5 protein-coding genes are annotated in these 5,761 nt (G+C 68.1%); 2 read left to right on the forward strand and 3 right to left on the reverse strand.

Annotated elements, in window-relative coordinates; translation table 11 throughout:
- Positions 1 to 116: 116 nt before the first annotated feature.
- Positions 117 to 494, reverse strand: coding sequence for a hypothetical protein (locus tag FL311_RS40410; RefSeq protein ID WP_141332968.1), 378 nt, complete (start codon positions 492 to 494; stop codon positions 117 to 119).
- A gap of 160 nt (positions 495 to 654) precedes the next feature.
- Here FL311_RS40410 and FL311_RS40415 point away from each other — a divergent pair, with 160 nt between their 5' ends.
- Complete coding sequence (locus FL311_RS40415; protein ID WP_141332969.1) at positions 655 to 1,527, forward strand: hypothetical protein; 873 nt, start codon at positions 655 to 657, stop codon at positions 1,525 to 1,527.
- 9 nt (positions 1,528 to 1,536) lie between these two features.
- Here the strand turns inward: FL311_RS40415 and FL311_RS40420 are convergent, their stop codons facing one another.
- The gene (locus FL311_RS40420) at positions 1,537 to 1,932 is read right to left on the reverse strand and encodes a hypothetical protein (RefSeq protein ID WP_141332970.1); all 396 of its coding nucleotides are present in this window, start codon (positions 1,930 to 1,932) and stop codon (positions 1,537 to 1,539) included.
- Between the two features lie 636 nt (positions 1,933 to 2,568).
- Positions 2,569 to 3,546, reverse strand: coding sequence for a DUF932 domain-containing protein (locus FL311_RS40425; RefSeq protein WP_141332971.1), 978 nt, complete (start codon positions 3,544 to 3,546; stop codon positions 2,569 to 2,571).
- Positions 3,547 to 3,848: 302 nt separating this feature from the next.
- Between FL311_RS40425 and FL311_RS40430 the strand changes: the two genes are divergently transcribed.
- On the forward strand, positions 3,849 to 5,657 hold the full coding sequence (locus FL311_RS40430) for a serine/threonine-protein kinase (RefSeq protein ID WP_141332972.1): 1,809 nt from the start codon (positions 3,849 to 3,851) through the stop codon (positions 5,655 to 5,657).
- Positions 5,658 to 5,761 lie beyond the last annotated feature (104 nt).

The raw sequence follows: 5,761 nt of genomic DNA on the forward strand, positions 1-5,761 counted from the left end.
TCGATTCGCAAGGCCGAGAGTTTGACCAGCGGGAAGAAGGCGGCGAAGTAGCCCCCACCAGCGTCGTCATCCGGTGTTCGGCATGCTCCGGAATGGGTGTTCGGCTTGGACCGGACTCAGTGATCGGCATGGCCGGAATACGCAGCGAGGCGCTCCATCACCTGATGCAGTTCCCGAACGGTGGCCTCCAAGTCCAGCAGGGGGCGGAGCATCTGCGCGAGCTGAGGGGGGATCTCTTGGTGCGCTGATAGCTGCTTTAGAGGGAACTCTCCCAGAATCCCGCCCTGAACCTGTGGCAGCTTGCTCAGGAGGCCCTGATCCGCACGGAACCAGTCGACCAGCTTCCTGAGTTGAGGCCGCGCCTCAGAGAACCATTTGGCGAGGTACATGGCCGACGCGACCGCGCCGATCTGCTCGTCGGTACGCTCGCGATTGTCTCGCAGGTAGTCGAGGGGTTCTGGGGCCGGACCAATCGGAAAGGGTAGCGACGACATGGGGGGACCTTGGCACCCGAGCTGAATGGCACCAAGGAATCTCGATGGTGAGCGTCAGGTGGTGAGCCGTCCGCTGTCTCGGCGGGGAGCGCACTTTCATCCACGGGCTTGCGCAAAAACGTTCTTCCCACTCCTCCACCACCCCGCGGACAATGTAGACATGAACACAACCATCAGAAGCGCCGTGCAGGCCGCACAGGCCGCCATCAACGGTGCGAAGTCCCAGGGCCCCACCAGCGCCGCCGGCAAGGAGCGCAGCTCGCTCAACTCCGTGCGCTACGGCTTCACCAGCGCGCACCTGCTGCTCCCCGGTGAGGACGCGGCCCAGTACGAACGCCACCTGGACGGTTACTTCGCCGCGCTCGTGCCGACCTCGATGCCCGAGGCGGTCATCGTCGCGCAGATCGGGGACTTGAGCTGGAAACTGGAGCGGCTCACGAAGGTGGAGAACAACCGGCTCCGAGCGAGGCTGGAAGAAGAGCTGGAGAAGACGGACCCCGGGATGACCCTGACCGCCACCCGCGAGGCGTTGCAGCTCGTGCATGCCCTGGCCGAAACGGTGGACGCCGTCCCCGTGCCGCCAGACACGGCCAAGCCCACGGGGAACTTCCTCGGCCTCGTGGAGCGCGTGGTGGCCCGGTTGAGGGAAGTCCCGGCGCTGCCGGGTGAGGTGGTGAAGATCCTCGCGGATGCGCTCACCGCTGCCCAGGAGCTGGAGAAGTGCGTCCGCATGAAGAAGGACGCCTACGTGGCGCTGGGCAACGCGGCCAAGATGGTCCGCGGTGCGCTCACCGAGAAGCAGGCCCGCGAGGAGGCCGGACTTGGACCCGTGCGCGAGCGGCTGGCCGCCGAGGTGCTGCTGCTGGAGGACACGGACTTGAAGAAGCTGGAGAAGTACCGGCGCACGCTAGAGTCCAGCCTGCTGCGGCAGACCGAGCTGCTCGGCAAGATGCGCGCCCAGGTGGCCGCCGCGGAGTCCGAGGCGCTGACGGAGGCGAAGGAGCTGCGGGTGAAGCTGCGGATGGTGCAGTGACGAGCTTCCTCAATCTGGCCAGTCCGGCTCTTCTCCAGCATCCACGTGATTCACGGCGATGGTGTAGCCGTTGCCCGACCCGAAGCGCTTGATGAACGCTCCTCGCACATAGAACCACTGCTTCGTTGAACTGTCATGGATGAGCAGCTCCCGCTGCTCTCCCTGCGCAGCGCCCCAGCTCCATTCCTGAAGCCAGCGCTTGCTCTCCGCATCCAGGCCAGCCATTTGGATATCCGGCACCGACGCACGCCGACCGGACTTGGCGGCGTTGGACTCAGCGAGAGCTGCACCGAGCCCGGACACGTGAACCGCGCCGATGAGTTCTTTCTCATCGAGCCATCCGAGCACGTACCTGCTCCCGAGATCCCAGGGACCAACCACACGCGGCTCGCCGATGACCGTCATGGGCCGGAATCTTGGCACAGTTGGGCGGGGCTTCCTCGGGTTCGTTCTGACGGCCTTCCCGGCCTCCCTCGCCGTTCTCGCCTATTGCTAGGGCTAAGAAATCCGGAGAGGTCCCCCGGCATGAGGGGGACAGGGGTTCCCTTGCCTCAGGTCCACCTGGAGGGGCCCCCGGTCTTCTTCGAGCTGCCCTGGGGACAGGGGTGGGCGCGAAAATTTTTGGGACCAATCTGGCGCTGGCCGCCTGCCCCCATCAGGTCCTGATGACCGCACCCCCTGTGTAAGCCCTCTCGCTTCTCGCGCACGAGGGGTCGGGGCGCTCCCGGCACTTCTGCTTCTCGGGGGCGGACCGGGAAAGGTGCCCAGGGACTTCGGCCACCCGTGGGTCAACCTCTGTCCACCTCCACCTGCAACCAGGGTGAGGCTCCGGTCCACCCGGTGGTTGAGCGGTAAGAAGAAGGGTGGGGCCGCCGTTGAAGTACTGCCCCACCCTCCCACGTCACCGCGCTTCCCTGCGCCGTCCCAGGAAGTCGGACACCACCGTGAGGATGGCGGCGGCGACCTCCCGGACCAGGCGCGAGGTCAGCGCCTTCCGGAGCCAGTCCATGGGGCACCTCTGCTAGCTGTCCGCCTCGGGCCTTACGCCACGAGCCGGAGCTGGGACTCGCCCAGGATGGCGGTGAGGGCCTGCCGCTTCATGCTGGCGGCCTTGCCCATCCAGATGGACTCCAGGCGCATCACGTCCATGCGCCTGCCCTGCACGGCCCGCGTCTGCCGGTGGTGGTCCGCGTACTCCGCCACCGCCTGGAGGGCCGCCCAGGCGGAGCCCTGCATGTCGCCCTCGATGCCGGTGCCGGCGTGGTACAGCTCCACCACCTTCTCCCGCGCGTGGAGGATGCGCGGGTGGTTGCCCTCGTCCTCGGGCATCGGCAGCACCGCATCCAGCACGCGGCGGAGCTGCTCCTCCGAGAAGGGCGACACTGCCAGCCGGTTGGCCAGGTTCCCGAAGCGGGCGTAGCTGTCCAGCAGCTCCCGGAACGCCCGGCCGGCCTCCTCCAGCCGCTGCTTCGCGTTGTCGAAGTGCGGGATGTGCCACTCGGCCCCGTCCTGCTCATTGAGGGCGACGCCGATGGTGTTCTGGCAGACGACTCGCGTGGCCACGTTCTTGAGGGTGATGGCCGTGGTGCCGTCGTGGCCGGTGTAGCCCAGCACGTAGCGGCGGATGGGGCTCTTGTCGCCCCTGACACGCAGCGGCTCGGGCAGCTCGCCCAGCAGCCAGCCGCGCACGCCATTGCGGCCCAGGGTGCCCGCCGTGTGGAAGATGGCGCCCACGCCGCCGGCAGCCTCGACCAGTGTGCGGGCCACCTCCTCGAACTGGACCACCTCGTAGCCCTTGTGGACGGTGGCCAGGTACTCGCCCGTGTCGCCCCGGAAGAGGCCCTTGCGGTCCGGGATGGGCTCCTCCATGGGCGGCGAATAGAGGGGGCGCTCGACGGCGGTGTAGAATCCGGCCGCCTGCACCACCTCCTCGTAGGTGCTGTTTGTGGGCAACTGCGTGCCCAGGCCGTGCCAGGGCTCCTCGCCGACGTAGGCCATCTGGTGGATGTCGTGAGACATGGTGCTCCTCCTCGTGGTGAGGGCGCACCTCGGGCATGAGGGACGTGGAGCGGGTGCTCCGCGGCCCATGTGACTCGCGGTACGCCTGTTGCGGGTTGGGGTTGGAGGAAGGCGCCCGGCCCCGGAAGAGACCGGATGCCAGCGAATGCTTCCGCCATGAGCCTTATGCCGAGGCGCTGGCCGGATTTGCTCCCGGGGAGGGAGGCCTTGTGCCCTCCAGGCATGGCCCAACCACCCAAGTAGCGAGGCTCCCAGCAGAACCCGGGAACCTGTTAGGTTGGGTCCAAGGTGGGCTGCACTCCATGGTCATGCACGCGGAGAACTTTCAGGTGTACCCGGAGGCGCTGGGGCCCGGCACGGAGGTGGGCACCTGGCGCGTGGTGGAGCGGCTCGGCGTGGGGGGCTTCGGCGCCGTGTACCGGGTGGAGGACATGGCCCGGCCCGGCGAGTTCTACGCGCTGAAGCTGGCGCTGCGCCCTGGAGACGAGCGGGCCGAGCGGGAAGTCACGCTGCTGATGGTGAAGGCGGTCCACCCCAACGTCGTGCGCTTTCACGCCTGCGGTCGGTGGCCCCACCCGCAGACGGGCTACCTCTACTTCGTTATGGACTGGGTGGCAGGCCGGCCGCTGGACACCTGGGCCGAAGAGGTGAACCCGACCTTCCGTGAGTTGGCGCAGGCCGCCGGCAAGGTGGCCCTGGCCTTTCATGCGCTGCATGGGGCGGGGGTGCGGCACCGTGACGTGAAGCCCGTGCACATCCTCATCCGGGAGTCAGACGGGGAGCCGGTGCTCATCGACTTTGGCATCGGGGACTACGCGGGCGCGGCGACCATCACCGAGCAGACGGTGCCCCCGGGCACGCTGCACCTGCGCAGCCCGGAGTCCGTGCACTTCCACCGGGCGAACCACGGCCGACCAGGAGCGCGGTACGAGCACCAGCCCACCGATGACCTGTACGCACTGGGTGTCAGCCTGTTCCGGGCGGTGACAGGGCACTACCCGTTCCCGCCGCACCTGCCGCCCGACATGCTGTACCTGGCCATTGAGGGGCAGACGCCACCCGCGCCAGCGGGCTTCAACCGGCGCACGCCTCGGGCGCTCAGCGACGTCATCATGCGGCTGCTGGTGAAGAAGCCGCAAGAGCGCTATCCGACGGGGGCCGAGTTGCACGCGGCGCTCATGGCGGCGGTGAGCTTCGGCCAGGCTGCGGCGTGGGAAGCCAACCTCTTCGAGTGGGACGAGGAGCAGGAGACCGAGCTGGAACCCAGCGCTGCCCCCCGACGGCGCATCCGCCGGCCGGAGTGGCCCACGTACTCCGCCACGCCACCCGCGCCCAGGTTGGTCATCGCTCCCGCCTTACCCTTCGTCCCCCCCCCGGACCGGCGAGACGTGATGAAGGTGGAGCAGGTGCCCCCAGCGGGGGCGCTTCCACGGGAACGGCAGCTGCGCTCGCCGCTGCTGGTGGTTGCCGTGCTGCTCGCGGGAGGGATGTGCCTGGCGGTCTGGGGGATGCGGGCGTTGGAACGCGAGCCTGCGTCCGATGCAAAGATGCCCGCACCGCCGACCCAGGTGGTGACGCACCCCGCGCCTCTCCGCGAAGTGGCGCCCGCTCAGGCGCTACCGGAAGCTGTCCCTGCCACACCTCCGCCTACGGAGGCGGCAACCGGTGCGGCCGCCGCGCCACTCGCGGCGCTGACGAAAGAGGATGCACCCGTGATGAAGGAGTCGAAGCCGTCTTCCAGCGCGTTGAAGAAGGTGGGAATGAAGGCCATGGGCGTGGCGGGCGCCTGTCTCAACCTCGCTTGCTCCGGCCCCCAGGTACGCCCTGCTCCGCCACCGGAAGAGTGCCCGCCGGGAGCCTTGGAGGCGATGAAAGAGCTGGGCATTGAGCTGGGGGACGCCCAGGTCTTCGTCTTCGACGTTATCAAGGGCGAGCCCCACGTCATCACCGTGCGCGAGGGGAACGCCACTGTGCGGCTGGGCGAAGAATGGAAGGGGCTCCCGAAGGGGGGACTGCTCTACGGCAAGCTCTACCTCGCCGACCGTGTGTATGGCCGCTTCACGTGGCTGCGGGCGAACCAGGGCCGCACTGTTGCTGAGCGAAGTGGTTGATGGAGAGCGCGGTCGCGACGAGCGCGTTGGTTGCCGGGAAGGGATGTTGCAGGCCGTGCGGAGTCCAGCAGCGAGCCGGATTCTGGCGCGCCACGCTGCGTGAG

The organism is Myxococcus sp. AB025B (assembly GCF_006518215.1).
Lineage (GTDB): Bacteria > Myxococcota > Myxococcia > Myxococcales > Myxococcaceae > Myxococcus > Myxococcus fulvus.